Genomic DNA, 25,356 nt, shown 5'->3' with positions numbered 1-25,356 from the left:
GGGTTATGCCTGTTCAATCTCTTCACGGAGCATTTCAAGCTCGAGCCAGCGCTCTTCTGACGCCGACAGTTCTTCATGCGCCTTGGCGATGGCGGCGGAGGTGTCGTCGAATTTCTTGCGATCCTTGGTGTAGAGATTGGGATCGTCGAGCACACGCTGCAGTCTTGCAATATCGGCCTGCAACGCTTCCATCTTCTTCGGAAGCGTGTCCAATGCATGCTTCTCGTTGAAGCTCAGCTTGCGCTTTGGCGTGGAGACGGGAGCCGCGGCGCGTCCCTCTTTCTTCTCGGCAGCCGGCGGTGCTTTGGCCGTTTCGCGTTTCAAATCCGCGCCGCGCTGAATCAGCATGTCGCTGTAGCCGCCGGCATATTCGGTCCATTTGCCATTGCCTTCGGGCGCGATCACGGAGGTGACGACGCGATCGAGGAAATCGCGGTCATGGCTGATCAGGATGACGGTGCCCTCGTAGTCGCCGAGCATGTCTTCGAGCACGTCGAGCGTTTCGAGATCGAGGTCGTTGGTCGGTTCGTCCAGCACCAGCAGGTTCGAGGGCTTGGCCAGCGCGCGCGCCAGCATCAGCCGGCCGCGCTCGCCGCCGGAGAGCACTTCCACCGGCGTGCCGCGCTGCTCCTGCGCGAACAAGAAGTCCTTCATGTAGCCGACGACATGCTTCGGCTTGCCGCCGACCATGATCTGGTCGCCGCGGCCGCCGGTCAGCGCTTCCGCCAGCGTCGATTTCGGATCGAGGCTTTCGCGATGCTGATCGAGCGTTGCGACCTCCAGATTGGCGCCGAGACGGATCGTGCCGGAATCCGGTTGCATGCCGCCGGTGAGCAGGTTGACCAGCGTGGTCTTGCCGGCGCCGTTAGGGCCGATGATGCCGAGCCGGTCGCCGCGCTGGATGCGGGTGGAGAAATTGTCGACGATGATGCGGTCGCCATAGGCCTTGGTGACGCCCTTCGCCTCGATCACCAGCTTGCCGGATTGCTCCGCTTCGGCCGCCGCGAGACTGGCGCTGCCGGCCGTGCCGCGATAATTGCGCCGCTGGTCGCGCAGCGCATGCAGATTGCCGAGACGCTTGACGTTGCGCTTGCGCCGGCCGGAGACGCCGTGGCGCAGCCAGTGCTCCTCGTCGACGATCTTGCGGTCGAGCTTGTGCTGGTCGCGCTCTTCTTCCGCCAGCACCTCGTCGCGCCAGCTCTCGAATGAGGCAAAGCCGCGGTCGATCTGCTTGATCTTGCCGCGGTCGAGCCAGGCGGTTGAGCGCGACAGATTGGTGAGGAAGCGGCGGTCATGGCTGATGATCACCAGCGCGCTGCGGCGACTGTCCAGCTCCTGCTCCAGCCACTCGATGGTCGCGAGATCAAGGTGGTTGGTCGGCTCGTCCAGCAGCAGAATGTCGGGCGAGGGCGCCAGCACGAAGGCCAGCGCTGCGCGGCGCGCCTCGCCGCCGGAGAGCTTATGCGGGTCCTCCTCCCCGGTCAGCCCGAGTTGCTCCAGCAGATAGCGTGCCTGGTGCTGGTCGTCGCCGGGCGCGAGCCCGGACTCGACATAGGCCAGCGTGGTCTTGTGGTCGCCGAAGTCAGGCTCCTGCGGCAGATAGCGCACGGTTGCGCCCGGTTGCACGAAGCGCGTGCCGCCGTCGGGTTCGACGAGGCCGGCCGCGATCTTCAGCAGTGTCGATTTGCCGGAGCCGTTGCGGCCGATCAGGCAGACGCGCTCGGCGGGTGCGACGTTCAGCTCGACACCGCTCAAAAGCGGCGTGCCGCCAAAGGTGAGCTTGATGTCCTTGAGTTGGATCAGCGGGGGCGCCATGATCAGCCTTGATGTGTTGCGGCCTGATCGGCGCGGCGGCGCTGGATCCGGCGCAGCGTCTGGTCGAGCGCCGAGAGAAAGGTGGAGCGGTCGCGCGGCGCGAACGAGCGCGGGCCGCCGGTCACTTCGCCGGCCGAGCGCAGATCGGTCATCAGGTTGCGCACCGCCAGCGTCATGCCGATCGACTCTTCCGTGAACGGCTTGCCGTTCGGGGCGATCACGTCGGCGCCGGCCTTCACGCACCGGCTCGCGAGCGGAATGTCCGATGTCACGACGACGTCGCCGGGTTTGACACGCTCGACGATCCAGTCGTCGGCGGCGTCCATGCCGGCGCCGGCCGCGATGCGCTCGATCAGCGGGTCCTGTGGCACGCGGATGAAATTGCCGGCGACCACGCTGACGGGCACGCCGTGCCGCAGCGCGACGCGGTAAATCTCGTCCTTTACCGGGCAGGCGTCGGCGTCGACATAGATGCGGGTGGGGGTGTCGGTCATTCGCCGCGTGGTACCCCATCCGGGGCGGAAAGGCGAGGGGATTGACCGGTGTTCCCCGGGGCTTACGATCGTGCCGAAACAACAAGAACAGGGAAGACGACCCCATGCCGAACCGGCTCGAAACCTGGCGCGTCGAGGCCTACAACACCGCCAAGCAATCCGAAAACAAGATGCATGACGACACGGTCGCGCGCCGCTTCGGCTTTTCCGGCGGGCTGGTCCCCGGCGTCGATGTCTTCGCCTACATGATGCACGTGCCCATGGCGCGGTGGGGTCGCGATTTCCTGTCCCGTGGGCTGATCGAGGCCCGCTTCATCAAGCCGGTCTATGACGGCGAGACCGCCGATGTCGATGCGACCGAGCACAACGAGTTGCTGACCATCGAGGTGTTCAGTCGCACCACGTTGTGTGCCACGGGCACGGCCTCGCTGCCGGCGGCGGCGCCTGTCGTGTCACTGAGCGACTATGTCGCGGTGCCCGTCGTGGCCGACCGCACGCCGGTCAACCCTGCGACCTTCGAGACCGGCAAATGGCTGGGCACCACGCCCCGGCGCTGGGCCGGGCAGGATGCCGCGGACTACCTCGCCGACATCAGGGAGACGGATCCGATCTTTGCGCGCGAAGGCCTCGGCCATCCCGGCCTGATCCAGCGGGTAATGAACCGCGTGCTGGTCGACAACACCATTCTGGGCCCGTGGATCCACGTCGGCAGCCGCATGCAGCTGCTGTCGGCGGCGCGCGCCGGCGACGAAATCACCGCGCGGGCGAAAGTCACTGCGAATTACGAGAAGAAGGGCCACCGCTTCGTCGAGTTCGACGCACTCGTCGTCGCCAACGGCACGACGCCGATCGCGCACTGCCAGCACGTGGCGATCACCCAGCCGCGTGAGCAGGCGGTGGCGTAGGTCGCAGGAACGGGCACACCGTCACCTCATCGTCATGCCCGCGCTTGTCCCGGGCATCCACGGTCTTGATGCGCGAAGGCGTGGATAGCCGGACAAGCCCGGCCATGACGGCGGAGAAAGAACGCCAGCCTCACGCCGCCTTCGTCTTCGCGTCCTGGATCGCGCGCCACACCCGCTCCGAGGTCAGCGGCATGTCGATGTGCTTGATGCCGTATTCGGACAAGGCGTCGAGCACCGCGTTCACAACCGTCGAGAGGCTGCCGGCGCAGCCGGCTTCGCCGCAACCCTTGCTGCCGAGCGGGTTGGTCGTCGCGGGCACCGGGTGGTCGCCGATCGCCATGTTGGGCACGTCCTCGGCGCGCGGCAGGGCGTAGTCCATCAGCGAGCCGGTGATCGGCTGGCCGCTCTCGTCGTAGCGGATGTGCTCCATCAGCGCCTGCCCTATGCCCTGGACGACGCCGCCATGGAGCTGGCCTGCGACCAGCATCGGATTGACCACCGTGCCGAAATCATTGACCGCGCTGTAGCGCACGATCTGCACCACGCCGGTCTCGGGATCGATCTCGACCTCGGCGACGTGGCAGCCGTTCGGGAATGCCGAGGCGACCGGTTCGCTGGTGTGATCGACGTCGAGGCTGTCCGGCACGCCCTCCGGCGTCTTGCTGTCATGCAAGCGCTTGGCGAGCTCCATGATGTCGATGCTGCGGTCGGTGCCGGCAATGGTGAAGCGGCCGCCTTCGAATTCGATGTCGGCTTCGGATGCTTCGAGCATATGCGCCGCCGCCCGCTTGCCCTTCTCGATGACGAGCTTGGCGGCCCCCACAATGGCCTGGCCGGTCGCCGTGATCGAGCGCGAGCCGCCGGTGCCGTTGCCGGCGTGGACGATGTCGCTGTCGCCCTGCACGAGCTTGACGCTCTCGAAGGGCACGCCGAGCTGCGCACTCAGCACTTGCGCGAACGGCGTGGCATGACCCTGGCCGTAATCGAGCGTGCCCGTAATGAGCTGCACCGTGCCGTCAGCATCGAACACGATCTTGCCGAGCTCCGGGCTCGGCGGCGCGGTGACCTCGAGATAGGAGCCGACGGCGATGCCGCGCAGCTTGCCGGCCTTCTTGCTCTCTTTCTTGCGCTTGGCGAAATTCTCGTGGTCGGAGATTTCGAGCGCCTTGTTGAACACCGCCTGGAAGTCGCCGCTGTCATAGGTGACGCCGGAGGAGGCCGCGAACGGGATCTGGCTCGGCTTGATGAAATTGCGTTTGCGCAAGGTCAGCCGGTTGATGCCCATCTCGTCGGCGGCGCGGTCGATCAGCCGCTCCATGTAATAGTTCGCCTCGGGCCGGCCGGCGCCGCGATAGGCGCCCATCAGCGTGGTGTTGGTCAGGACGACCTTGATGTCGACAGCCATGAGCGGCGTGCGGTAGACGCTGGAAAAGTTCTTGCCGGTGTTGAGCGACAGCGGCCCCGGCGCGACGCCGGTGATGTAGGCGCCGAGATTGCCGTAGCCTTCGAGTTTGGCCGCGAGGAAATTTCCCTCGGCGTCGAGCGCGAGCTCGGCATGGATCTTCTGCGCACGGCCGTGGCTGTCGGAGAGAAACGCGGTGGAGCGCTCGTCGAGCCACTTCACCGGCTTGCCCAGTTCCTTCGCCGCGTACAGGATGCACATGTACTCGGGGTAGTTGATGTTCTTCATGCCGAAGGAGCCGCCGACATTGGCGGTGAGGATGCGTACCTTCTCGTTCGGCACTTTGAGGTTCTTGGCGAGGTTGGCGCGGTTGCCGGCGACGCCCTGGGTCGGAACCTGAAGCGTGTAGCGCTCGGTCTTCTTGTCGTAGGAGGCAAGGCCAACGCGCGGCTCCATCGAGACCACGGCGACCCGGGTGTTCTCGATGTCGATCTTGGTGACATGGGCGGCGCTGGCGAAGGCCGCGTTGACCTTTTCCGTGTCGCCATAATGGTAGTCGAGCGCGACGTTGCCAGGGATGTGGTCGTAGAGCTGCGGCGCGCCGGGTTTTGCGGCTTCCTCGGGATCGGTCACCGCCGGCAGCGGCTCGATGTCGAGCTCGACCGCCTCTGCGGCGTCGCGCGCCTGCGCCAGCGTCTCGGCGACCACGAAGGCGACGGGATCGCCGACGAAGCGGACCTTGTCGGTCGCGAGCGGCTGGCGGTTGGTCTGGTGCAAAGGCGAGCCGTCGCGGCTCTTGAGCGGCAGCCCGCAGGTGAAGGGGCCGTAGCCGGCGGCGTCGAGATCCTTGCCGGTCCACACGCCCAGAACGCCCGGCATGGCCTTGGCGGCGTCGATGCCAATGCCGCGGATGAGTCCATGGGCGTGGGTGGACCGAACGACCACTGCATGGGCTTGGCCGGGCAGGTTGAAATCGTCGGTATAGCGGCCCTTGCCGCGCACCAGGGTGTCGTCCTCCTTGCGGCGGACAGGCTGCCCGACGCCGTATTTTTGCAGTGCAATAGCGTTTTCGAGCGTGGACGATGAGGTGTGATCTTGCATGGAATTGACCTGAAAAGCCGGCATTTGCGCAATTTCGCGGCAATGGGGCACCGGGCTCTCCTCAAATAACCCACCGCCCCGTTCACGACAACGCACGAATGGGCATGGTCCCATGTGATGCGTTGTTGCGCATACCCGCCGCGCTGCTAAGGTTTCAGGCGAAAAATCAATTCCAGACCGGCCCGACCGGCCGCGGAAAGACAGTTTGTATGAATGACCACACGCGGCTCCGCGACGGCCATGCGCCGCACGGTGAGCTGGAGGGGTCGATGGCGGCGGTGGCGTTGGCCACCGGACCGGCTGTCGGCGCGCAGGCGTCGGGAACCGGCGTCTATGCGGCGCTGGACCTCGGCACCAACAATTGCAGGCTGCTGATCGCCTGTCCGACCCAGGACGGCTTTCGCGTTGTCGATTCCTTCTCGCGCATCATCCGGCTCGGGGAGGGGGTCTCGTCGACCGGCTGCATCAGCGAGGCCGCGATCGAGCGCGCCATCGCTGCGCTCAGCATCTGCCGTGACAAGATCAATTTGCGCAAGGCGCGCCGGCTGCGGCTGATCGCGACCGAGGCCTGCCGCGCGGCCTCGAACGCCGAGGGGTTCCGCAGCCGCGTCGCGGCCGAGACGGGCATTGAGCTGGAGGTGATCGACCGCGAGACCGAGGCCGCGCTCGCGGTGGTCGGCTGCTCGCCGCTGGTCGATCCCAGGGGACGCGGCGCGATCCTGTTCGACATCGGCGGCGGTTCGACCGAGCTGGTGCGGATCGAGCGCGACGCAGACAATCCGGAGCCGCGCATCAAGGCCTGGATGTCGATCCCTTACGGTGTGGTTACGCTCGCCGAGCAGTTCGGCGGCCGCGACGTGACGCCGGAGATCTACGCCGCGATGGAGCAGGAGGTCGCCAACCACGTCGCGCCGTTCGCCGAAGTGCACGGCGGCGATCTCGCCGACATGCACCTGCTCGGCACCTCGGGCACGGTGACGACGCTCGCCGGCATCCACCTCAATCTCGCGCGCTACGACCGGCGCCGCATCGACAGCATCTGGATGAACGATTCCGACATCACCGCGACCATCAACAAGCTGCTCGGCATGAGCTACGAGGAGCGCGCCAACAACAGCTGCATCAGCGTCGAGCGCGCCGATCTCGTGCTCGCCGGCTGCGCCATCCTCGATGCCATCAGGCGCTTCTTCCCGCTGCCGCGCCTGCGCGTCGCCGACCGGGGCCTGCGCGAGGGCATGCTGGTCGAGATGATGCGCGAGGACGGCGCCCTCAGGAGCTGGTGAGATGGCGAAAGACACCACCGGCCGCTTGCATGTCCAGGTCAAGACCGGCGGCAAGCGCAAATTGTCGTCGAAGCTCTGGCTGGAGCGGCAGCTCAACGATCCCTACGTCGTCAAGGCCAAGGCGTTGGGCTATCGTTCGCGCGCCGCTTTCAAGCTGCTGGAGATCGACGACAAATACCGGCTGCTGAAGCACGGCATGGCCGTGGTCGATCTCGGCGCCGCGCCAGGCGGCTGGAGCCAGATCGCCGCCAAGCGCGTCGGCTCGGTCGACGGCAAGGGCAAGGTTGTCGCGATCGATCTGCTTGATATGCCCGAGATTGCCGGCGTCGAATTCGCGCAGCTCGACTTCATGGACAATGACGCCCCGGACAAGCTCAAGGCCATGCTTGGCGGCGGCGCCGACCTTGTGATGTCCGATATGGCCGCCAACACCACCGGCCACCGCAAGACCGACCAGCTCCGCATCGTCGGCCTGATCGAAACCGCCGCGGCGTTTGCCTGCGACGTGCTCAAGCCCGGAGGCTCGTTCCTGGCAAAGACGTTCCAAAGCGGCGCCGACGCCGAGTTGCTCGCCCAGCTCAAGCGCGACTTTGCGACGGTGCGCCATGTGAAGCCGTCGGCGAGCCGGCAGGATTCCTCGGAGCGTTACGTGCTGGCGACGGGATTTCGGGGCGCGACGAAGGAGTAGCTACAAGCTCCGTCTTTCCGGTGCGCCTCGCAGAGGTGAGCCCAAAAGCCCTGTCTCAGCGGATTTGCGGTCCGATGGAATTCGGTTTCGATGCTGCGCATCGCTGCGGAATCCCAGAGGAAATATTCACCCCAACCGCTGATCCCGCACGTCCTGGGTATCCTCCGTCGCCGCCTTGACGGCCGCCTTGGCCGCACTTTTGTCCGCACCTTTGCGGCTGGAAATGTCTCCCACCTTGCGGCCGGAGATCTCGTGGCCGGCATCGACGGGCATCTGCCAGAAGAACCAGCTCGACGCCGCCGAGGTCAGCGCGATCACCAGAAAGGCGGGAGCGAACACGGTGGCGTCGATCTCGCTGACATGGTGGAACCACATCGTCGTTTCCACGCAGGCCGCGCCGACGGCGACACCCGCCGACACAGCGAGCTGCTGGTTGACGCTGACGAGCGTGGTGGCGCGGCTCATCTGTGGGGTCTCCACGTCGGCGTAAGCGACGGTGTTGATCGCGGTGAATTCGAGCGAGCGGAAGAAGCCGCCGACCACCAGGATCACCATGATGATCAGCAGCGGCGTCGTCACCGTGAAAAGCGCGCAGACGCCCAGGAAGAACGCGCTGATGATCGCATTCACGGTCATCAGGTTGCGGAAGCCGAAGGTGCGGATCAGGCGGGCCGCCAGCGTCTTCATGCCCATCGCGCCGAGCGAGGAGGCAAAGGTGACGAGGCCCGAATGGAAGGGCGACAGGCCGAAGCCGATCTGCATCAGCAGCGGCAGCAGGAACGGCAGGGCGCCGATGCCGAGCCGGAACAGGAAGCCGCCGAGCACGGCCGCGCGCAGCGTCGGCAGCTTCAGGAGCGAGAAATCGAGCACCGGCGAGCCCGTGCGCCTTGCGTGGATGACGTAGAGCGTCATCGAGATCGCGCCGCCCGCGATCAGTGCGGCGACGGTGCTCCATGGCAGCAGGTTGAGACCGGCAACCGACAGGCCGAAGGCGATGCCGGCGAGGCCGATGCCCGCCAGCACCATGCCATAGAGGTCGAACGGCTCGCGGTCCTCGCTCTTGATGGGGTCGATGAACTTCAAGGCCATGAAGATGCCGAGCAGCCCGATCGGGATGTTGATCAGGAAGATCCAGTGCCACGACGCATAGGTCGTGATGAAGCCGCCGAGCGGCGGGCCGATCACCGGACCGATCAGGGCTGGGACCGTCACCCAGGCCATGGCGTTGACCAGCGCGCTCTTGTCGACCGAGCGCAGCAGCACGAGACGCCCGACCGGCGTCATCATCGCCCCACCCATGCCTTGCAGGATGCGCGCGAACACGAAATCGGTGACCGACCCCGAGAGCGCGCACCCGATCGATCCCACCATGAACACGCCGACCGCGATCGCGAAGACCATCCGTGCGCCGAACCGGTCCGCGGTCCAGCCGCTCGCCGGGATGAATACCGCGAGCGACAGCAGATAGGACGTGATCGCGAGCTTGAGCGTCAGCGGGCTGGTGCCGATGTCGGCCGCGATCGCCGGCAGCGAAGTGGCGATCACGGTCGAGTCCATGTTCTCCATGAAGAGAGCAGTGGCCACGATCAGCGGAATGACGCGTTGCTTTTCGACCATGAGGACGGATTGGTAATGAAAATCGGAAGAGGGATAGAGTTGCGGCTTAACACCGCCGCCCGCCCACGACCATTGCGGATCGACGCATAGCACCTAAATCCTGCGTGACAACGGTGCGACCGCCCAAGACGGTTGTGCTCGCTCCCCTCGTCATTCCGGGGCGCGCCCCTTGGCGCGAGCCTGGAGTCCATTCGGCCCCAGCGACTGCTGCTGGATGGATCCCGGGCTCGTGACTTCGTAGCGCCCCGGAATGACGATGGGGCACGCACGGGCTTTCCCCGCTGAATTTACGTAAAAAGCCTGTGCATGGCTGGCCAGCCATCCGAATTGCTTTGATTCGTCATCCGGCCGTGCTATCGACCCGCGTCAACCCCACCGATGGGCTCCGATTCTCAGGCGATGCCGCAAGGTCCGCCGAGGGCGGCGCTCATCCATAAGCATTTGCGGCAGGGCCGCGGAAGGAGTTGGCACATGGCCACGGTGCAACAAGGCATTCGCGAAGCCCTGACGTTCGACGACGTGCTGTTGAAGCCGGGCCTGTCGGATGTCATGCCGGGCGAGGTCGACATCCGCTCCCGCGTCACCCGCGCCATTCCGCTCAACATCCCGATCATGGCTTCGGCCATGGACACGGTCACCGAGTCCCGCATGGCGATCGCCATGGCGCAGGCCGGCGGTCTCGGCGTCATCCACCGCAATTTCGACCCGGAAGGGCAGGCTGCCCAGGTGCGGCAGGTCAAGCGCTACGAGTCGGGCATGGTGGTGAACCCGCTCACCATCAGTCCCGACGCCACGCTCGACGAAGCGCTGAAGCTGATGAGCGATCACGGCATCTCCGGCATTCCTGTCGTCACCGGCGCCGGCAAGAACACGCCCGGCAAGCTGGTCGGCATTCTCACCAACCGCGACGTGCGCTTTGCCACCGACCGCAGGCAAAAAGTCTCCGAGCTGATGACGCATGAAGGCCTCGTCACGGTGCGCGAGAATGTCAGCCAGGACGAGGCGCGGCGGATGCTGCATCAGCACCGCATCGAGAAGCTGCTGGTGGTCGACGAGCAATATCGCTGCGTCGGCCTCATCACCGTCAAGGACATGGAGAAGGCGGTCGCCCATCCGCTGGCCTGCAAGGATGCGCAGGGGCGCCTGCGCGTTGCCGCCGCCACCACCGTCGGCGACACCGGCTTCGAGCGCACCGAGCGGCTGATCGATGCCGGCGTCGATCTCATCGTCGTCGACACCGCGCACGGCCATTCCCGCCACGTGCTGCATGCCGTGAACCGGATCAAGCGCCTGTCCAACTCCGTTCAGGTCGTTGCCGGAAACGTCGCCACCACTGAAGGCACGCAGGCACTGATCGATGCGGGCGCAGACTGCATCAAGGTCGGCATCGGTCCGGGCTCGATCTGCACCACGCGCATCGTCGCCGGCGTCGGCGTTCCCCAGCTCACCGCGATCATGGATGCGGTCGAGGCGGCCAAGAAGGCCGACATTCCCGTCATTGCCGACGGCGGCATCAAGTTCTCCGGCGATCTCGCCAAGGCGCTCGCCGCCGGCGCCGACATCGCCATGGTCGGCTCGCTGCTGGCCGGCACCGACGAGACGCCCGGCGAAGTGTTCCTGTGGCAGGGCCGTTCCTACAAGGCCTATCGCGGCATGGGCTCGGTCGGAGCGATGGCACGCGGCTCGGCCGACCGCTATTTCCAGCAGGACATCAAGGACACGCTCAAGCTCGTCCCCGAAGGCATCGAGGGCCAGGTGCCTTACAAGGGCGCGGTCGGCCATGTCATGCACCAACTCGCCGGCGGCCTGCGCGCCGCGATGGGCTATGTGGGCGCAAAGGACATGAAGGAACTGCACGAGAAGGCCCAGTTCGTCCGCATCACCGGCGCGGGCCTGCGCGAGAGCCACGTCCACGACGTCACCATCACCCGTGAGAGTCCGAACTATCCGGGCGGGGGTTAGTCGCTCGCTCTCGGCACCGCGCGAGCGCGTGGGTTTCAACGCGCTTGCCTAAGTGCTGGTGTCATGCCTCGGCTTGACCGGGGCATCCAGTACGCCGCGGCCTCTCGGCTCGATTGCGACCGTCTCTGGAATACTGGATCGCCCGGTTCAATGTTTAGTCCGGAGACATGGCTGACACCTGTTCGGACACATCACTGACAGGTTGGGGGTTGGTCAAGTCGATTGATGCGACCTGCCAACTGGCGAAGAAGATGCCGTAACGGCCGTCACGATCCAGTGGCCTGATGGCCAGCCGTTCGCGTGCGAAGGCCTGAGGAACCTTCCAGAAGCGTCCCTTGAAGGAGATATAGGGTCTTGTCGATGAGACCCTGCGCACGATCTCGCCGCTATCGTACTCGACGCTCGGGATACGGGCCGGCATGGCACGGGCACTCGGTCGGAAGCGATCGGCGGGAACGTGCATATCGAGGCCTTGGTGGGGGCGCTCCAGATTGTAGACCGGCCGCCAGGCATCAAAGGCGCGTTGGACTTCCGGGAGAGTGCGGAAGCGACGCATCGCAAAGACTTCAGCTTTCAGCGTGCGATGGAAGCGTTCGTTCTTGCCGCGGGCCTGTGGGTGACATGGCCGGGCATGCACCACCCTGACGCCCAGCTTGAGCAGCCACACCTTCAATCCAGTCCAGCGGACGCCGGACGTATCGCCCCAGGGGGAGCCGTTGTCGGTGTAGAAGGCCTCCGGGAGGCCATAGCAGCGGAACGTCGCCGTCAGGTGATCCTGCACGGTAAGGCGCCGTTCGTCGGCGCACGCCTTCAGGCACAGGACATAGCGCGAGTGATCGTCGACGATGGTCAGCGGATGGCACCGCGTGCCGTCAGCGAGCGGCAGGTGGCCCTTGAAGTCCATCTGCCACAGCAGATTGGGTGCTTCCTTCTCGAAGCGGTGTCCCGGGTTGGGCGGCGCATTCTCGCTCGGTTTGACCCGGCCGTTCCGGCACAGGATCCGGTGCACCGTTGACGGCACAGGTACCGTCTGGCCGTTCCGCTTCAGGCAGTGGGCGATCTTGCGCGCGCCCCAGGCCGGATGCTTGTCACGCACCGCGAGCACCTGCGCCTCGACCGCAGGCTCGCTGCGCCTGGGCATCGCATGCGGCCGCCGCGAACTGTCGGCCAGCTCCCGATCGCCAGCCAGCCAGCGCCGCAGCCATTTGTAGCCGACGTCAGGACTAATGTTGAACCGTCGGCACAGCTCGCGCCGGTTAGCGCCTTCCCGCAAGGCCAGCCGCACAAACTCATGGCGCTGATCCATTCTCACTCCAGGGCATGGACGGCCTCCCGAATCGGACCAATCCAGCCATTGTTGATGTGTCAGCTATGTCTCCGAACACCCGTCAGTGATCTGTCCGGGCTAAACATCAACTCGGGCGATGACAGCGCGTGTGTGGCTCCACCGCTTTTGTGTTGACGCGGCTACCTCGCTCCGCTTCCGTTCACGCCGAAACACAATTCGGAGGAAGCCAACATGTCCCAAGCCAAACGCATCGTTCTCGCCGCCCGTCCCGTCGGCGAACCCAAGCCTTCCGATTTCCGCATTGAGGAATTCGCGGTTCCGACGCCTGGCGCCGGCGAAGTCCTGCTGCGTACGATCTGGCTGTCGCTCGATCCCTATATGCGCGGGCGCATGAGCGATGGTCCGTCCTATGCCGCGCCGGTGCCGGTCGGCGGCGTGATGGAAGGCGAGGCGGTCAGCGAGGTCGCAGCCTCCAGCAATCCGGATTTCGCCAAGGGCGACATCGTCCGTGCACGGACCGGCTGGCAGTCCCACGCGATCTCGAACGGCAAAGGCCTGATCAAGGTCGATCCCAAGCTCGGGCCGATCTCGACCTCAATCGGCGTGCTCGGCATGCCCGGCATGACGGCGTACACGGGCCTGCTCGACATCGGCAAGCCGCAGGAAGGCGAGACCGTCGTGGTTGCGGGCGCCTCCGGTGCGGTCGGCTCGGCGGTCGGCCAGATCGCCAAGATCAAGGGCGCCCGCGCGGTCGGCATCGCCGGCGGCAAGGACAAGTGCGACTACGTCGTGAAAGAGCTCGGCTTCGATGCCTGCATCGATCACCGCGATCCCGATCTTGCCGCCAAGCTGAAGGAGGCTTGCCCGAAAGGGATCGACGTCTATTTCGAGAATGTCGGCGGCGCCGTGTTCGAGGCGGTATTCCCGCTGCTCAACCCGTTCGCGCGCGTGCCGGTCTGCGGCCTGATCGCGCATTACAACGACACCGAGGCCAAGCCGCCGAAATGGGCCGCGAGCATGATGCGCGCGACGCTGACCAAGCGGCTGACCTTCCGCGGCTTCATCGTTTCCGACTTCGCCTCCCGCCACGGCGACTTCCTGCGCGACATGTCCTCCTGGGTCCGCGACGGCAAGGTCAAATACAAGGAGTTCGTCACCGAGGGCCTGGAAAGCGCGCCAAGCGCCTTCATCGGGCTGCTGAAGGGCGCCAATTTCGGCAAGCAGCTGGTTCGGGTCGGGCCGGACAAGGTCTGAACCACCACCTCCGCCACACGAAGGCGGGCGAATATGGTTAACAAAGAGTGACCGATCGGCCACACCTGCTCCGTAAAAGCCGCAGGTGTGACCGCCGGTTCATTGACCGCGGGGCGAAGACGTTGAATCATTGGGCATATTTTAGGTGCTACGATGTTAGAGATCAGTGTTTTCTGCGTTATCCTGCTTGCCGCCGGCTATTGGACGGCCATGTTCATCATGGGCCGCCACGACGACGTCATCCATGGCAAGTTCGTCCATATCGACCATGAGGGCGATCTTACCCGCCCGGCGATGCCGGAACCGCCGCCGCCATTCCCGAAGCGCCCGGTCAAGGCCGCGCAGCCCGTCAGGCAGCCGCCCGCCAACGATCTCTCGGCAAGGCCGGTGAACAGCGACGCGCTGCAATCCCTGCTCGCCGCGATCCAGCAAGATCTCAAGAGCGTGGCCTGAGCCGAACGGTGCGTCTCAATGCGGGCCGCCCATCCGGGCAAGCAGCTCCTCGATGTCGACATCGACCTGGCCCACGGCCCTGACGTGGCGGACCTCGAAGCTGTCGGGTCGGAAGCGATACTCGACCAGCCCGACCTCCTTGATCGCGATTCGGTCCTGCCTTGCATCGTTGATGACGAAGCCTGCCGATGGCGCCCAGATGTGGCGGGTGTGGCGATAGCTGAAGTCGCGTCGCTGGTGGACGTGGCCGCTGGCGACCAGGCGCAAATCGATTGTCCCGAACATCTCGATCAGCCGCGCCCGCGCCGGTTGCGGCACGTAGCGGATCGCGGTCCCCGGTGTTTCAGCATCGTCGGGTCGGTCGAGAAACAGCGGCTTGTGCAGGAACAGCGCAGCCGGCCGGCCGGCCGCGCGCGATATCTCGCGGCTCAGCCAGTCGAACTGCTCGGCCTCGAAGGCGAGCCCTGAATTCATCACCAGCGAGTTGAGGCCAATGAAGCACCAGCCGGCGGCCTCGAACGACCAATGGTCTTCGCCGATCAGGTCACAGAACTGCTGGCGGTACGCTTCCGTCACCGGCGGCTTCGGCGCCGGGCCGACCGCCGTCGGATTGTCGCCGATGTCGTGATTGCCGGGGAGGTAACGGCAGGCGACGGGCAGGGCGTCGTGCAGGTCTTTTGCAAACATAGCATCGTCGCGACTGGTCGGCCCGTCGAAGGCGATGTCGCCGGTGTTGACGACGAGATCGGGCCGGTTGCCGTCGATATGCGCGCGGATCGCCTGGAAGTTGGCGATCAGGCCGGGAAAGCGCCGGCCGAGATGGGTGTCGGAAATCTGCGTCAGGCGAAATTCGGACATGCGATCAGCGTACCCGCGCCGGCGCGTCGGAACGATGACAGCGCGGACATCGATCGCAGCGAACAAAGTTTAAAGCACGCGGTAGCGGATCTTGTAGGCGTCTTGCGGCGCGACGGTGTCGGCGAGCGGTGCGGCGATGCGGTCGGCGAGGTGCCAGGGGCCGAACTCCTGGGAGCGATGCGGCTCGGCGGGCAGGCGGAGGCGGAATTCGAAAATGCCCTTGCCCGGCAGGTTCACGACCAGCACGCGGTCCGCGGTGCGGTGGTTGAGCGCGACCGCGCCGCGCAGCAATGCGCGGCCGTCGCCGAGTTCGCTCACACCGTCGACCAGCGCCAGGGTCTGGTTGCGGTCGGTGTGCAGCTCGATCTGGGACTCGGACGCGGTCGTCAACGTGTCCCGGGGCATGCGGATCTCGAACTCGACCGCCGGCTTGGACGGGTTGAGGCCGAGATAGGCCGCCGCGGCATGGCGCATGTCGTAGGCGGCGAAGGCAAACAGGACGAGCGCGGCGAGGGTGGCGAGGCCATGCCTGACGACGTCGCGCCAGGTGCGGTAGGACAGGCGGAAATACACGGTCATTGCCAGCGCGACCGCGAGGGCCGCCGCAACACCTGACAGCGCCGACATCAGGATACCAAGCCTGCCGTCGGCGGAGTCGGTCAGAAGGCTGGACAAGGTTGTCATGGCTGGCTCGCCGTGCGGCCCGAAGAAGCAAAATCGCTTGAGCTATCGGCGGTTGGTCGCGGGAACGGGAACGCCGGTTCAACTCGTTGATTGTCAGGACCGGCGGACGCGGCTAATGACGGTCCGCGGCATGCCGCCTTACGGGAAAGTTCCGATGTCCATCCAGATGGTTCTGCTGCCTGTGTTCGTGCAGGTGGGTCTCACCTTCGCGCTGCTGATCGGCATGGTGCTGGCGCGCCGCCGAACCCTGGTCGCGGGCGAGACCAAAATTCGCGACATCGCGCTGGGCGAGCCGAACTGGCCCAAGGGCGCCACGCAGTTCGCCAATTGCTACCGCAACCAGTTCGAACTGCCGGTGCTGTTCTATGTCCTGATCGCGCTGGCGCTGCCGTTGCGCCATGCCGATCTCTTCATCGTGCTGATGTCCTGGGTGTTCGTGGTGACGCGGTTCGCCCATGCCGGGGTGTTCGTGTCTTCGAACGATCTCGGCCGCCGCTCCATGGCCTGGCTCGCCGGCGTGCTGGTGCTGCTCGCGATGTGGATCTACTTCGCGCTGAAGATGCTGTTGTTGATCTGACGCTTGCGCGCCGATCCTGACCTGAAAGATTCAAATGACTCCCGCTGCCCGGCTGTCCGCAGCCATCGAACTGATCGACACCATCGAGAAGGACCGCGTGCCCGCGGCCAAGGCGTTGAAGGAGTGGGGTACCGCGCACCGCTTTGCCGGCTCGGGCGACCGCGCCGCCATTGCCGGCCTGGTCTGGGACGTGCTGCGCCGCTACGCCTCGAGCGCGTTCCTGATGGAGTCCGATACCGCGCGTGCCAGGCTGATCGGCATGCTCCGGCTCGAGCGCGACATGGACATGGCCACGATGGGTGCGTTGTTCGACGGTAGCCGCTTCGCGCCGGCGCCGCTGACCGACGCCGAGCAGGCCGCGCTCGGCTCGCGGTCCCTCAAGGACGCGCCGGCGGCGATCGCCGGCGACTATCCGGAATGGCTGGATCCGCACCTGGCAAAAGTGTTCGGCGAGGACCGCGCGGCGGAGGCGGCCGCGATGGCCAGCCGGGCGCCGCTCGACCTCCGCGTCAACACGCTAAAATCCAATCGCGACAAGGCTCTGCAGTCGCTTGCTCATCTTCACGCGAAACCGACGCCCTGGTCGGCAACGGGCCTGCGCATCGCGCTTTCGGCCGATGCGCGCAACCCCGGGATCCAGGCCGAGGAGGATTTCATCAAGGGTGCGATTGAAGTGCAGGATGAGGGATCGCAGCTGGCCGCCCAGTTCACTGCGGCAAAACCCGGCGAGCAGGTGATCGACCTCTGCGCCGGCGCGGGCGGCAAGACGCTCGCGCTCGCTGCCCTGATGCAGGGCAAGGGCCGGCTGATCGCGACCGACAGCGACAAGCGCCAGCTCGCCCCGATCCACGAGCGGCTGTCGCGCGCCGGCGTCCACAATGCCGATGTCCGCACGCCCAAGGGCGACGCCGATCCCCTGGCCGACATCAGCAGCACCGCCGACCTCGTCGTGATCGATGCGCCCTGCACGGGAACCGGGACCTGGCGCCGCAACCCCGACGCCAAATGGCGCATGCGCCCGGGCGCGCTGGAGATTCGCCTGCGTGACCAGGTCGAGGTGCTGGAGCGCGCAGTGCCGCTGGTGAAGGCCGGCGGCCGCATCGCCTACATCACCTGCTCGGTGCTGTCGGAAGAGAACGGCGAGCAGGTGAGGGCATTCGTCGCGCGCCATCCCGAGTTCGCGCCCGTCCCGCCCGAGCAGACCGCGAGCGTGCTCTGGGACAAGGCAGAGGCGTTCGGCGAGGCCGCGCTGCAATCGCCGGAGGGTTGGCTGATGACGCCGCGGCGGACCGGGACGGATGGGTTTTTCGTGTCGGTGCTGAAGAAGGGTGCCTAATGACTCGCCCGTCATTCAGGGTTCGCCCTGCGGGCGCCCCGGAATGACAGACCGCCCCAAAACAAAAACCCCGCAGACCGGATCCCGGTCGCGGGGTTTTCAAGCTCTAACGTTCTGCCGGTACGTCCGTGGTCAGAACGGTGCGTTGGCGTTAGCCGACGCGGAGATTGTCAGCCGAGGACTTGCCGCTGCGACGATCGGCGACGATGTCGAACGAGACCTTCTGACCCTCGTTGAGGGAGGAGAGGCCAGCGCGCTCGACGGCGCTGATGTGCACGAACACGTCCTTCTGGCCGTCGTCCGGCTGGATGAAACCATAACCCTTTTGGGTGTTGAACCACTTCACGGTGCCCATAGCCATGGGAATTTCCTTTAGTTAGTTAAAGAGCCTACGCACGTGGACCGGTACGCAGCATGCGCCCATGGTCCTGTTCAGTCGATGTTTGGAGAAGTCATCTGAAGCGTGCGCGCCCGTCTGCAACGAAGCGAAGCGGCCCAGTCGTTCGGCCAAGTATCGATGATCACAATATAGCGAGAATTTGGGGCCAGTTCAAGGCATCACCCGCGACCCGGCACGTCGCATGACTTTGCTATTTTGCGGTGCAAATAAACCGCCGGTCGGATCTCAGTCCACGATGAAGAGCGTCGCGCCGGTTGCGGTCGACGACCGGTGCGCGGCGTCGCCGTAGTCCGAAACCTGGTAGCTCATCCCCGCCGTCAGCTTGAATGTTCGCCCGTCGCGCAGCTCGCTGTCGAGCTCGCCCTTCAGCACGTAGAGCACGTGGCCGCGATCGCACCAATGGTCGGCCAGATAGCCCGGCGAATATTCCACCATCCTGACCCGGAGATCGCCGATGGTGAGCGTGCGCCAAATGGCCTCACCGCGTTCGCCGGCATGTGCGGTCGGGCTGACCGTGCTCCAGTCGGTGACGGTAAAGGGGGAGGTGGGGAGCTTCATGAGGAGATCCTGTTTCAGAGCCGGCGGGCGCAGTGTTAGCGTACGCTCGTCCAGCGGTCTCTGTCCTGCAAGCGAACCGAAGCAGTCCAGTCATGCATCCGCGGCGACAGGCTGAATTGCTTCGTCGCAAGAGCTCCTCGCAATGACGAGGACAGGTTACTCCACCAGATGGTTCGCCGAACCCTGCACGATCAGCCCCGCCTCGTTCACCCGCAGATATTCGCAGATCCGCTTGCCCCGCTCGTTCTCGTAGAACACGACGACGCTGTCCGGGCTGACGAAGACGTCGATTACCGTGAAATGCAGGTTCGCAATCAGCCCGAGCGCCTTGCCCCAATAGGCCCGCAACGCCGCCTTGCCGCGCACCGTGCCGCTGGCATCGAACCCCAGCATCGGAATGCGGTCCGAGGTCATCACGGCGGCCTCGTCATAGAGTGCGAGCACGCGGTCGAGATCGCGCGCATTCCAGGCCTCGACCCAGGTCCGGCCGAGCGCGGCAAGCGTTGATGGCTGATGGTGCTGTGACACGAGCGCTCTCCCTGATGGGCTCCTGTGTGATCCGGAGCGAATTATGTCAATAATACTGACCTATTAGCGTTTGTCCATGCCCAAAGAAGAATGTGGGCGCGCGGTCCGCGCGGTTGCGGGCCGGTCGCACGTCGCGTATCTGCTGGCCATGACAGCAGCACAGCACGACCGCTCCGCGTCGACGCCCTCGGTGGCCTCGGCGCATGACAAGATTCTCATCGTCGACTTCGGCAGCCAGGTGACGCAGCTGATCGCCCGTCGCGTGCGCGAGGACGGCGTCTATTGCGAGATCGTCCCGTTCAACAAGGCCGAAGAGGCCTTCAAGGAGATGAAGCCGAAAGCGGTGATCCTCTCCGGCGGTCCGGAGTCGGTGCATGAGGCAGGCTCGCCCCGCGCGCCGCAGCTGATCTTCGATTCCGGCGTGCCCGTGATGGGCATCTGCTACGGCCAGATGACCATGGCGGCCCAGCTCGGCGGCGAGGTCGAGGGCGGCCATCACCGCGAATTCGGCCGCGCCGACGTCGAGGTCAAGGCGCCGAGCCAGCTGTTCGAGGACGTCTGGTCATCGGGCGGCAAGAATCAGGTGTGGATGAGCCATGGCGACCGCATCACCAAAATGCCGCCGGGCTTCTCGGTGGCCGGCACCTCGCCGAACGCGCCGTTCGCGATCATCCAGGACGAGACGCGCAAATATTACGGTCTGATGTTCCATCCCGAAGTGGTGCACACGCCCGACGGCGCCAAACTGATCCGCAATTTCGTGCGCAAGATCGCAGGCCTCTCCGGCGACTGGACGATGCGCGCCTTCCGTGAGGAGGAGATCGCGAAGATCCGTGCCCAGGTCGGCAAAGGCAGGGTGCTCTGCGGCCTGTCCGGCGGCGTCGATTCAGCGGTCGCGGCCGTGCTGATCCACGAAGCCATCGGCGACCAGCTCACCTGCGTGTTCGTCGATCACGGCATGCTGCGTCTCGACGAAGCCAAGACCGTCGTCGATCTGTTCCGCCACCACTACAACATCCCGCTGGTGCACGTGGACGCGTCGGAGCGCTTCCTCGGCGAGCTCGAAGGCGTCACTGATCCCGAAACCAAGCGCAAGACCATCGGCCGACTCTTCATCGAGGTGTTCGAGGCCGAAGCGAAGAAGATCGGCGGCGCCGATTTCCTCGCGCAGGGCACGCTCTATCCCGACGTGATCGAGAGCGTCTCCTTCACCGGCGGACCCTCGGTCACCATCAAGTCGCACCACAATGTCGGCGGTCTGCCCGAGCGCATGAACATGAAGCTCGTCGAGCCCCTGCGCGAGCTGTTCAAGGACGAGGTCCGCAAGCTCGGGCGCGAGCTCGGCCTGCCCGAAATCTTCGTCGGCCGCCACCCGTTCCCCGGGCCGGGCCTTGCCATCCGCTGCCCCGGCGAGATCACGAAGGACAAGCTCGACATCCTGCGCAAGGCCGACGCCGTCTACATCGACCAGATCCGCAAGTATGGCCTCTATGACGACATCTGGCAGGCCTTCGCGGTGCTGCTTCCGGTCAAGACCGTCGGCGTCATGGGCGACGGCCGCACCTATGACTTCGTGGTCGGCCTGCGCGCCGTCACTTCCACCGACGGCATGACCGCGGACTTCTACCAGTTCGACATGAAATTCCTGGGCGAGACCGCCACACGCATCATCAACGAAGTGAAGGGCGTGAACCGGGTGGTGTATGATGTGACGAGCAAGCCGCCTGGGACGATTGAGTGGGAGTAGCTTCCTCGCCAAGTTAAGCAAACTGAATTAGGTAGTTACGTCCCGGAGAGGCGACGCCGCAATAATCATGGGATTTGGGGTATTCATCCATCGGTCGGACTCGATCTACGATGACAGTCCCGCTGAACAATATCAATTTCCGAGCCAGTACCTGCGCCGCGTCGAAGCCTGCATCGGCGATTGGATCATCTACTATGAACCGAGCAAGGTGGCTGAAACGCGTGGCTACTTTGCGATAGCTCGTGTTCAGCAGGTCATTCCCGACCCTGCTATTTCGGGAATGTATCTCGCCCTGATTGAACCCGGAAGTTATCTCGACTTTGCCAATCCGGTTTCTTTCAACGGGCCAAATGGTCCGGTGGAGCGGGGCGTCCTGAATGAGCAAGGACGAATTTCGGGGCGTGCCCAGGCGGCAGTCCGGCCAATCTCTCCTGACGATTTCAACAGAATATGCGAACTCGGTTTGGCCGAGAGTGCACCGCTGCTGCCGCGGCTTGATGGAGATGTCCGACAGCTTGATCTCAATGAGACACAGGTGCAGTTCAGGTTCGAACAGCAGCGCGATCGTGTTAGTTTGACTGTCTCGAGAATTTTGCGCGATCGCGTCTTTCGCCGTGTCGTACTGCGCGCTTATGATGAGCGTTGTGCCATTACCGGGCTGAAGCTCATCAATGGAATGGGACGGGCAGAAGTTGCGGCCGCTCACATTCGACCGGTTGAGGCGAATGGGCCAGACATCATTAACAATGGCGTCGCACTTTCTGGCACCGCGCATTGGATGTTTGATCGCGGCCTCGTCAGCTTGGCGGATAATCTGGAAATCTTGATCTCTCGCCAGACAAACGATCTGGATGGAGTGCGGTCGATGATGAATAAGACCGGCTACGCAATTGCGCCGCAGCGGGCATCGGATTACCCGCATCCGCATTTCCTGAGGTGGCACCGCGAGCATTGCTTCAAGCAATAGGCAGGTGAGCCTTGCTTCGCTCGAATGTCGCCTGACGTGGCGCGTCCGGGAGTCCTTGAAATTGATGGCACTTCAATCAGACCGGCCCTGGGGCAGGAGCATGGGCCAGGATTTGCCGATGTCATCATTGCTGCCACTGCACGCCAGTATGCTCTGACGATCCTGTCGCGCAATGTCAGGCACTTCGAGCCGCTCGGCGTGCCCGTGCTCGATCGCTTCAGGGGCGTGCCGCCGTCCTGATTGTCGCGCAAGTGCTCGGCGCGAGCGCTATGGTATCTGGCGGCGAACCAAACGGAGAATACCTTGTTTGACCTACACAGGACTTCGGCAACTCGAGACTGGCGAGAAGCTTTACAAGCGCGGCGACCGCGACGGCATCGACGTTGCCGTCCTGCCCATCACCAAGCGCAAGCAGATCTGGACAGGTGGCGACCACACCTTCAAGGTCATGCATTGATGCGCGCCGCGTTGACAATGGTGATGGCTGCGATATTTGCCATGCCGCCTGCGGCGGCGCTGGCGAAGACTCCGGATTGCGCGAGTTGGCCCACCAACATGGCCCTCGTGCATCTCAAGAACGCCGGCCTCATCGATATCCCGTCCGTGAACGAGACGCAGACCAAGGCCGTTCGTCTCGCGTCCGAAAAGATCGGCAAGGATCGCTACCAGCAGGTTTACGACATCACGTTTCGCACTCGGGATGGCACGACGATCGAGGTCATCACGAACAGCCAGGCATCGAGCGAGGAATGTTCGATGAGTGCCGTCGACGTCTACGTGGTCTCGAAGAAGATCGGCGGCTCGGCAGCGCTGCCATCGGAGGACACGACCAAAAAGTGATCCGACCGTACCGGTCGCGTTCTCGTACCAAACTCCGGTTGCACCCCCGGTGTCCGGCGCGCAGGTGCCCGTCGCAAACGCGGGATGTCCGCGGTATTGTCTGATGCTACGACATCGGCGCCGAACGTCTGGAGCCATTGTCCATGTCCACCACCACACTCGCCGCCAGCCAGCCCACCGCCGCCGAGACCGATCCCGAAACCCTCGGCTGGATGCGCGGTTTCCCGCCGTCCCCCGATCGCCTCATCACCTTCCAGAACGGCTCCTTCCGCAGCTTCCCCGAACTGCGCTGGGCCTGGAGCAACATCCGCCAGCTCGTGCCCACGGTGAACGTCTGGCGCGGGGCAGGGCCGGCGTCGCCGCTTCCGCGCGAGGATCACGACATCGGCGCGGTCGCATCGACCACGATGGACGGCCGGCCCATGACCTTCGCCAAGATGCTGGAGGAGACCTACACCGACGGCATCGCCGTGCTGCATCGGGGCAGGCTGATCTATGAGCGCTATTTCGGCGCGTTGAAGCCGCACAAGCCGCATATCGGGATGTCCGTGACGAAGTCGTTCACCGGCGTGCTTGCCGGCATTCTGGTCAGCGAGGGCAAGATCGATCCGCAGGCGCCCGTGACCGACTATGTGCCGGAGCTGAAGGCGAGCGGGTTCGGCGATGCGCGCGTGCACGAGGTCATGGATATGACCACGGGGCTCGCCTACACCGAGGTCTACACCGACAAGAATTCGGACGTGTGGGGCCTGCGGCGGGCTAACGGCATGGCTCCGATCCCGCCTGATTACGACGGGCCGACCAACATCTTCGATTTTCTGATCGCGCAACAGAAGCAGGGCGAGCACGGCAAGGCCTTCGCCTACAAGACCGTCAACACCGACGTGCTCGCGTGGATCTGCCGACGCGTCAGCGGCTTGACGCTGGCGGAGCTCTTGTCCGAGCGGATTTGGCAACCGATGGGCGCGGAGGAGGATGCGCATTATCACGTCGATCGCATCGGCACCGAGAGCGGCGGCGGCGGCCTCTCCACCACCTTGCGCGATCTCGCCCGCTTCGGCGAGACCATGCGCAATCACGGCCGCTTCAATGGCCGCCAGATCGTGCCGTCGCAGGTGGTCGAGGACATCGCGCGCGGCGGCGATCCCGCAAAATTCGCGCCGGCCGGTTACCCGACGCTGCCGGGCGCGTCCTACCGCAACCAATGGTGGGTCACGCACAATGAACACGGTGCCTACATGGCGCGCGGCGTCTACGGCCAGGGCATCTACATCGATCCCAAGGCCGAGATGGTGATCGCGCGCTACGCATCGCATCCGGTGGCGGGCAACGCCGCCAACGATCCCGTGACGCTGCCGGCCTACATGGCGCTGGCGAAGGAACTGATGGCGGGCGGGTAGGGCGAGCGTAGCTTGTAGGGTGGGTAGAGCGAAGCAAAACCCATCGGCTTCTCTCGCCGAGCGCCAGCCATGATGGGTTCGCTTCGCTCTACCCATCCTACGAACGACACCCTGCCAAACCGCAAGATCGGTCGAGCGCGTCCCGCCCATCTTCGCCTAACTGCAGCCGCCACGGAGGAAGGACGATGACGACGGCGCTGCAAAACTATCAGGACCGGATGCGCCGGGTGCTGGAGCATATCGACCGGCATCTCGACGACGATCTGGACCTGGACAGTCTCGCAGCAATCGCCGCCTTCTCGAAATTCCACTTCCACCGGCAGTTTACCGCGACCTTCGGGCTATCGGTGCATCGTTACGTCCAGCTCGCCCGCATGAAGCGCGCGTCGCACCAGCTGGCCTACAGCGACGCGCGCGATGTCACCGATATCGCAATGGACGCCGGCTACGACGCGCCCGATGCCTTCGCCCGCGCCTTTCGGCAACGGTTCGGGCAATCGCCGTCGTTGTTCCGGAAATCGCCGGAATGGGAGCCGTGGCTTGCGGCCTTCGGGCCTCTCGACAAGGCGAGGAGCAAGCTCATGCAAATACGTTTTACCACGGCCGACGTGACGGTCCGCGACGTGCCTCCGACACGGGTGGCGATCATGGAGCATCGGGGAAACCCCGGAACGCTCGGTGCCACCATCAGGCGGTTCATCGCGTGGCGCAAGGCGGCCAACCTGCACCCCAGGAATCATCCGACTTTCACTGTATGGCATTCCGAGGGGCGTCCTGCGCAGCAGGCCGACTACAGCGTGGACCTTTGCGTCGGGACCGATCAGCCGATCGAGGCGCACGGCGAAGCGATCAAGGCCGGCGAGATCCCCGGCGGTCGCTGCGCCGTGTTGCGCGTCACGGGCTATACCGACAATCTGGAGCCCGCCGCACTCTACCTCTATCGCGATTGGCTTCCGGCCAGCGGCGAGGAGGCGCGCGACTTCCCGATCTATTGCCAGCGGCTGAGCTTCTTCCCGGAGGTGCCGGAGCACGAGACGGTCGCGGACGTGTTCCTGCCGCTGAAGTAGCGATCTTGGCCTGCATGGTTCGAGACGCCTGCTTGTGCGGGCTCCTCACCATGAGGTCCAAGAACTGGCCGCAAGAAGACCTCATCCCGTTTGCCCGCCGCAGGCGGGCGCCATCGAAGGATGGGCCGCGGA

At 64.8% G+C, this 25,356-nt stretch carries 25 protein-coding genes; 15 read left to right on the top strand and 10 right to left on the bottom strand.

Annotated features, from left to right (window positions below; genetic code table 11):
- Window positions 1–3: 3 nt before the first annotated feature.
- Together JQ580_RS07565 and JQ580_RS07560 are read right to left on the bottom strand one after the other, a co-directional pair.
- Window positions 4–1,815 (bottom strand): ABC-F family ATP-binding cassette domain-containing protein, encoded by a 1,812-nt coding sequence (locus JQ580_RS07565; RefSeq protein WP_212279017.1) that lies wholly within the window; start codon window positions 1,813–1,815, stop codon window positions 4–6.
- Window positions 1,816–1,817: 2 nt separating this feature from the next.
- Window positions 1,818–2,309, bottom strand: coding sequence for a YaiI/YqxD family protein (locus JQ580_RS07560; protein ID WP_106952183.1), 492 nt, complete (start codon window positions 2,307–2,309; stop codon window positions 1,818–1,820).
- 104 nt (window positions 2,310–2,413) lie between these two features.
- Between JQ580_RS07560 and JQ580_RS07555 the strand changes: the two genes are divergently transcribed.
- Window positions 2,414–3,214, top strand: coding sequence for a hotdog family protein (locus JQ580_RS07555; protein WP_212279016.1), 801 nt, complete (start codon window positions 2,414–2,416; stop codon window positions 3,212–3,214).
- Between the two features lie 130 nt (window positions 3,215–3,344).
- Here JQ580_RS07555 and JQ580_RS07550 read toward each other — a convergent pair whose 3' ends face one another.
- Entirely contained in the window at window positions 3,345–5,717 is a 2,373-nt protein-coding gene (locus JQ580_RS07550) for a xanthine dehydrogenase family protein molybdopterin-binding subunit (protein WP_212279015.1), read from the bottom strand.
- A gap of 209 nt (window positions 5,718–5,926) precedes the next feature.
- On the opposite strand from JQ580_RS07550, the gene JQ580_RS07545 reads away from it, so the two are divergent.
- Together JQ580_RS07545 and JQ580_RS07540 are read left to right on the top strand one after the other, a co-directional pair.
- Complete coding sequence (locus tag JQ580_RS07545) at window positions 5,927–7,000, top strand: Ppx/GppA phosphatase family protein (protein ID WP_212279014.1); 1,074 nt, start codon at window positions 5,927–5,929, stop codon at window positions 6,998–7,000.
- A 1-nt stretch (window position 7,001) separates the two neighbouring features.
- Window positions 7,002–7,688: an RlmE family RNA methyltransferase gene (locus JQ580_RS07540; protein WP_212279013.1), complete on the top strand. Its 687-nt coding sequence runs from the start codon at window positions 7,002–7,004 to the stop codon at window positions 7,686–7,688.
- A 126-nt stretch (window positions 7,689–7,814) separates the two neighbouring features.
- Here JQ580_RS07540 and JQ580_RS07535 read toward each other — a convergent pair whose 3' ends face one another.
- A complete protein-coding gene (locus tag JQ580_RS07535; protein ID WP_212279012.1) occupies window positions 7,815–9,305 on the bottom strand; it encodes a DHA2 family efflux MFS transporter permease subunit in 1,491 nt (496 codons plus the stop codon).
- 471 nt (window positions 9,306–9,776) lie between these two features.
- On the opposite strand from JQ580_RS07535, the gene guaB reads away from it, so the two are divergent.
- Window positions 9,777–11,267: an IMP dehydrogenase gene (gene guaB, locus JQ580_RS07530; RefSeq protein ID WP_212279011.1), complete on the top strand. Its 1,491-nt coding sequence runs from the start codon at window positions 9,777–9,779 to the stop codon at window positions 11,265–11,267.
- 154 nt (window positions 11,268–11,421) lie between these two features.
- Here guaB and JQ580_RS07525 read toward each other — a convergent pair whose 3' ends face one another.
- Entirely contained in the window at window positions 11,422–12,573 is a 1,152-nt protein-coding gene (locus tag JQ580_RS07525) for an IS481 family transposase (RefSeq protein ID WP_212279010.1), read from the bottom strand.
- Window positions 12,574–12,786: 213 nt separating this feature from the next.
- Between JQ580_RS07525 and JQ580_RS07520 the strand changes: the two genes are divergently transcribed.
- Both JQ580_RS07520 and JQ580_RS07515 read left to right on the top strand, forming a co-directional pair.
- The gene (locus JQ580_RS07520) at window positions 12,787–13,809 is read left to right on the top strand and encodes an NADP-dependent oxidoreductase (protein WP_212279009.1); all 1,023 of its coding nucleotides are present in this window, start codon (window positions 12,787–12,789) and stop codon (window positions 13,807–13,809) included.
- A 153-nt stretch (window positions 13,810–13,962) separates the two neighbouring features.
- Complete coding sequence (locus JQ580_RS07515; protein WP_212279008.1) at window positions 13,963–14,262, top strand: hypothetical protein; 300 nt, start codon at window positions 13,963–13,965, stop codon at window positions 14,260–14,262.
- Between the two features lie 15 nt (window positions 14,263–14,277).
- Here the strand turns inward: JQ580_RS07515 and JQ580_RS07510 are convergent, their stop codons facing one another.
- Together JQ580_RS07510 and JQ580_RS07505 are read right to left on the bottom strand one after the other, a co-directional pair.
- Window positions 14,278–15,120, bottom strand: a complete 843-nt coding sequence (locus JQ580_RS07510) for a metallophosphoesterase family protein (protein WP_212279007.1) — start codon at window positions 15,118–15,120, stop codon at window positions 14,278–14,280.
- A gap of 69 nt (window positions 15,121–15,189) precedes the next feature.
- The gene (locus JQ580_RS07505) at window positions 15,190–15,804 is read right to left on the bottom strand and encodes an acriflavin resistance protein (RefSeq protein WP_212279006.1); all 615 of its coding nucleotides are present in this window, start codon (window positions 15,802–15,804) and stop codon (window positions 15,190–15,192) included.
- 154 nt (window positions 15,805–15,958) lie between these two features.
- Between JQ580_RS07505 and JQ580_RS07500 the strand changes: the two genes are divergently transcribed.
- Complete coding sequence (locus JQ580_RS07500) at window positions 15,959–16,381, top strand: MAPEG family protein (RefSeq protein WP_166469628.1); 423 nt, start codon at window positions 15,959–15,961, stop codon at window positions 16,379–16,381.
- Between the two features lie 34 nt (window positions 16,382–16,415).
- The gene (locus JQ580_RS07495; protein WP_212279005.1) at window positions 16,416–17,717 is read left to right on the top strand and encodes an RsmB/NOP family class I SAM-dependent RNA methyltransferase; all 1,302 of its coding nucleotides are present in this window, start codon (window positions 16,416–16,418) and stop codon (window positions 17,715–17,717) included.
- Window positions 17,718–17,868: 151 nt separating this feature from the next.
- On the opposite strand, the gene JQ580_RS07490 is transcribed toward JQ580_RS07495, so the two are convergent.
- The 3 genes from JQ580_RS07490 to JQ580_RS07480 form a co-directional block, all read right to left on the bottom strand.
- Window positions 17,869–18,078: a cold-shock protein gene (locus JQ580_RS07490; RefSeq protein WP_008141931.1), complete on the bottom strand. Its 210-nt coding sequence runs from the start codon at window positions 18,076–18,078 to the stop codon at window positions 17,869–17,871.
- 264 nt (window positions 18,079–18,342) lie between these two features.
- Window positions 18,343–18,675, bottom strand: a complete 333-nt coding sequence (locus JQ580_RS07485; RefSeq protein WP_212279004.1) for a DHCW motif cupin fold protein — start codon at window positions 18,673–18,675, stop codon at window positions 18,343–18,345.
- Window positions 18,676–18,831: 156 nt separating this feature from the next.
- Window positions 18,832–19,203 (bottom strand): nuclear transport factor 2 family protein, encoded by a 372-nt coding sequence (locus JQ580_RS07480; protein WP_212279003.1) that lies wholly within the window; start codon window positions 19,201–19,203, stop codon window positions 18,832–18,834.
- Window positions 19,204–19,351: 148 nt separating this feature from the next.
- Here JQ580_RS07480 and guaA point away from each other — a divergent pair, with 148 nt between their 5' ends.
- From guaA to JQ580_RS07445, 7 genes are all read left to right on the top strand, one after another.
- Window positions 19,352–20,950 carry a glutamine-hydrolyzing GMP synthase gene (gene guaA, locus JQ580_RS07475; RefSeq protein ID WP_212279002.1) on the top strand — a complete coding sequence of 533 codons (1,599 nt, stop codon included), beginning with the start codon at window positions 19,352–19,354 and terminating at the stop codon, window positions 20,948–20,950.
- 67 nt (window positions 20,951–21,017) lie between these two features.
- Window positions 21,018–21,917: an HNH endonuclease gene (locus JQ580_RS07470; protein WP_212279001.1), complete on the top strand. Its 900-nt coding sequence runs from the start codon at window positions 21,018–21,020 to the stop codon at window positions 21,915–21,917.
- A gap of 24 nt (window positions 21,918–21,941) precedes the next feature.
- The gene (locus JQ580_RS07465; RefSeq protein WP_409363193.1) at window positions 21,942–22,157 is read left to right on the top strand and encodes a PIN domain-containing protein; all 216 of its coding nucleotides are present in this window, start codon (window positions 21,942–21,944) and stop codon (window positions 22,155–22,157) included.
- 67 nt (window positions 22,158–22,224) lie between these two features.
- On the top strand, window positions 22,225–22,374 hold the full coding sequence (locus tag JQ580_RS07460) for an integrase (RefSeq protein WP_212279000.1): 150 nt from the start codon (window positions 22,225–22,227) through the stop codon (window positions 22,372–22,374).
- A gap of 23 nt (window positions 22,375–22,397) precedes the next feature.
- Complete coding sequence (locus JQ580_RS07455) at window positions 22,398–22,757, top strand: hypothetical protein (protein ID WP_249133956.1); 360 nt, start codon at window positions 22,398–22,400, stop codon at window positions 22,755–22,757.
- Window positions 22,758–22,900: 143 nt separating this feature from the next.
- Window positions 22,901–24,157, top strand: coding sequence for a serine hydrolase domain-containing protein (locus JQ580_RS07450; protein ID WP_212278998.1), 1,257 nt, complete (start codon window positions 22,901–22,903; stop codon window positions 24,155–24,157).
- A 185-nt stretch (window positions 24,158–24,342) separates the two neighbouring features.
- Window positions 24,343–25,224 (top strand): AraC family transcriptional regulator, encoded by an 882-nt coding sequence (locus JQ580_RS07445; RefSeq protein WP_212278997.1) that lies wholly within the window; start codon window positions 24,343–24,345, stop codon window positions 25,222–25,224.
- The last annotated feature ends 132 nt before the right edge of the window (window positions 25,225–25,356 follow it).

The sequence above is a fragment of the Bradyrhizobium sp. SZCCT0148 genome (genome assembly GCF_018129985.1).
Taxonomy (GTDB): domain Bacteria; phylum Pseudomonadota; class Alphaproteobacteria; order Rhizobiales; family Xanthobacteraceae; genus Bradyrhizobium; species Bradyrhizobium japonicum_H.
This window is presented reverse-complemented; position numbering and strand designations above follow the sequence as displayed.

Bases quoted from the DNA above. Each gene is read 5' to 3' on its own strand.
- JQ580_RS07565 (WP_212279017.1), bottom strand. From the start codon at position 1,815: ATGGCGCCCCCGCTGATCCAACTCAAGGACATCAAGCTCACCTTTGGC.
- JQ580_RS07560 (WP_106952183.1), bottom strand. From the start codon at position 2,309: ATGACCGACACCCCCACCCGCATCTATGTCGACGCCGACGCCTGCCCG.
- JQ580_RS07555 (WP_212279016.1), top strand. From the start codon at position 2,414: ATGCCGAACCGGCTCGAAACCTGGCGCGTCGAGGCCTACAACACCGCC.
- JQ580_RS07550 (WP_212279015.1), bottom strand. From the start codon at position 5,717: ATGCAAGATCACACCTCATCGTCCACGCTCGAAAACGCTATTGCACTG.
- JQ580_RS07545 (WP_212279014.1), top strand. From the start codon at position 5,927: ATGAATGACCACACGCGGCTCCGCGACGGCCATGCGCCGCACGGTGAG.
- JQ580_RS07540 (WP_212279013.1), top strand. From the start codon at position 7,002: ATGGCGAAAGACACCACCGGCCGCTTGCATGTCCAGGTCAAGACCGGC.
- JQ580_RS07535 (WP_212279012.1), bottom strand. From the start codon at position 9,305: ATGGTCGAAAAGCAACGCGTCATTCCGCTGATCGTGGCCACTGCTCTC.
- guaB (WP_212279011.1), top strand. From the start codon at position 9,777: ATGGCCACGGTGCAACAAGGCATTCGCGAAGCCCTGACGTTCGACGAC.
- JQ580_RS07525 (WP_212279010.1), bottom strand. From the start codon at position 12,573: ATGGATCAGCGCCATGAGTTTGTGCGGCTGGCCTTGCGGGAAGGCGCT.
- JQ580_RS07520 (WP_212279009.1), top strand. From the start codon at position 12,787: ATGTCCCAAGCCAAACGCATCGTTCTCGCCGCCCGTCCCGTCGGCGAA.
- JQ580_RS07515 (WP_212279008.1), top strand. From the start codon at position 13,963: ATGTTAGAGATCAGTGTTTTCTGCGTTATCCTGCTTGCCGCCGGCTAT.
- JQ580_RS07510 (WP_212279007.1), bottom strand. From the start codon at position 15,120: ATGTCCGAATTTCGCCTGACGCAGATTTCCGACACCCATCTCGGCCGG.
- JQ580_RS07505 (WP_212279006.1), bottom strand. From the start codon at position 15,804: ATGACAACCTTGTCCAGCCTTCTGACCGACTCCGCCGACGGCAGGCTT.
- JQ580_RS07500 (WP_166469628.1), top strand. From the start codon at position 15,959: ATGTCCATCCAGATGGTTCTGCTGCCTGTGTTCGTGCAGGTGGGTCTC.
- JQ580_RS07495 (WP_212279005.1), top strand. From the start codon at position 16,416: ATGACTCCCGCTGCCCGGCTGTCCGCAGCCATCGAACTGATCGACACC.
- JQ580_RS07490 (WP_008141931.1), bottom strand. From the start codon at position 18,078: ATGGCTATGGGCACCGTGAAGTGGTTCAACACCCAAAAGGGTTATGGT.
- JQ580_RS07485 (WP_212279004.1), bottom strand. From the start codon at position 18,675: ATGAAGCTCCCCACCTCCCCCTTTACCGTCACCGACTGGAGCACGGTC.
- guaA (WP_212279002.1), top strand. From the start codon at position 19,352: ATGACAGCAGCACAGCACGACCGCTCCGCGTCGACGCCCTCGGTGGCC.
- JQ580_RS07470 (WP_212279001.1), top strand. From the start codon at position 21,018: ATGGGATTTGGGGTATTCATCCATCGGTCGGACTCGATCTACGATGAC.
- JQ580_RS07465 (WP_409363193.1), top strand. From the start codon at position 21,942: ATGTCGCCTGACGTGGCGCGTCCGGGAGTCCTTGAAATTGATGGCACT.
- JQ580_RS07455 (WP_249133956.1), top strand. From the start codon at position 22,398: ATGGCTGCGATATTTGCCATGCCGCCTGCGGCGGCGCTGGCGAAGACT.
- JQ580_RS07450 (WP_212278998.1), top strand. From the start codon at position 22,901: ATGTCCACCACCACACTCGCCGCCAGCCAGCCCACCGCCGCCGAGACC.
- JQ580_RS07445 (WP_212278997.1), top strand. From the start codon at position 24,343: ATGACGACGGCGCTGCAAAACTATCAGGACCGGATGCGCCGGGTGCTG.